Here is a 922-nt window from a genome sequence, read left to right on the forward strand (position 1 = left end):
CCTTAGAAGCTGTTGCGAAATTAGCTAATGCAGTGCTTTAGCCTGCTCCAGCAAATCAGTGAACAGGCAAGGGACAGGAAGGCTTCGTGGACATGGGCATATCGTTCGTATCGAATCTTCAGGCGTCTGAACGAGTGGAGCCAAGCAATCGAGCGCTCCACGACCCAGCGCGTTTTGCCGAGCCCACTGCCGTGAGGCGAGCCGATTTTGGCAAGCACGGGCGTGATGCCGCGCTTACGCAAGCGCTGTCGGTGTGGTTCGGAACTGTAGCCCCGGTCGCCTTGGACGATTTTCGGCTTGCGCAGAGGGCGTCCGTGCTTTCCGCGAATGGGCGGAATCGCCTCGACCAGCGCATCGAGTTGCGTGATGTCGTTGCAGTTCGCGCCGCTCAGGATGACTGCGAGCGGGATGCCTTGCGCGTCGACGATGAGGTGATGCTTGCTGCCGAGCTTGCGCCGGTCCGTTGGGTTCGGGCCGGTTTTTTTCCCGCCAGCATGGCGCGAACCGAGGAACTGTCGACAATGGCGCGCGCCATGTCGATTTGGCCGCGACGGCGCAACTCGGCCAGTAGCGTCTCGTGGATGCGTTGCCAGACACCAGCCTTCTGCCACGCAACCAGCCGCCGCCAGCATGCAGTGCCTGAGCCACAGCCCATCTCTTGTGGCAGTAGGTTCCAGGCGATGCCAGAACGCAGGACGAACACGATGCCAGTCAGCACCGCTCGGTCCGGCGTCGGCTTGCGCCCTGCATATCGGCGGCTGCGCGGCGCTCGCACTGGCAGCAGTGGTTCGATGAGTGACCACAGTTCGTCGTCTATCAGTTCTCCGGGCATCGCTTCCTGTCAGGCAAAACAAGACAGGAAGTTAACACCGGCTTGAGAAAGTTAACAGACCCTATGGGTAATTTCGCAACAGCTTCTTAG

At 60.3% G+C, this 922-nt stretch carries 1 protein-coding gene; it reads right to left on the reverse strand.

Features of this window, described 5'->3' with window-relative positions; genetic code table 11:
* Positions 1–20: 20 nt before the first annotated feature.
* Positions 21–832, reverse strand: a protein-coding gene (locus AC3FNH_RS32555; protein WP_488723010.1) for an IS5 family transposase whose coding sequence is annotated in 2 segments (ribosomal slippage) — positions 21–493 and positions 493–832 — 813 coding nt in all. Because the reading frame shifts where the segments join, the coding sequence is not laid out codon by codon here.
* Positions 833–922: the final 90 nt, after the last annotated feature.

The organism is Cupriavidus sp. 22TCCZM01-5, assembly GCF_057798915.1.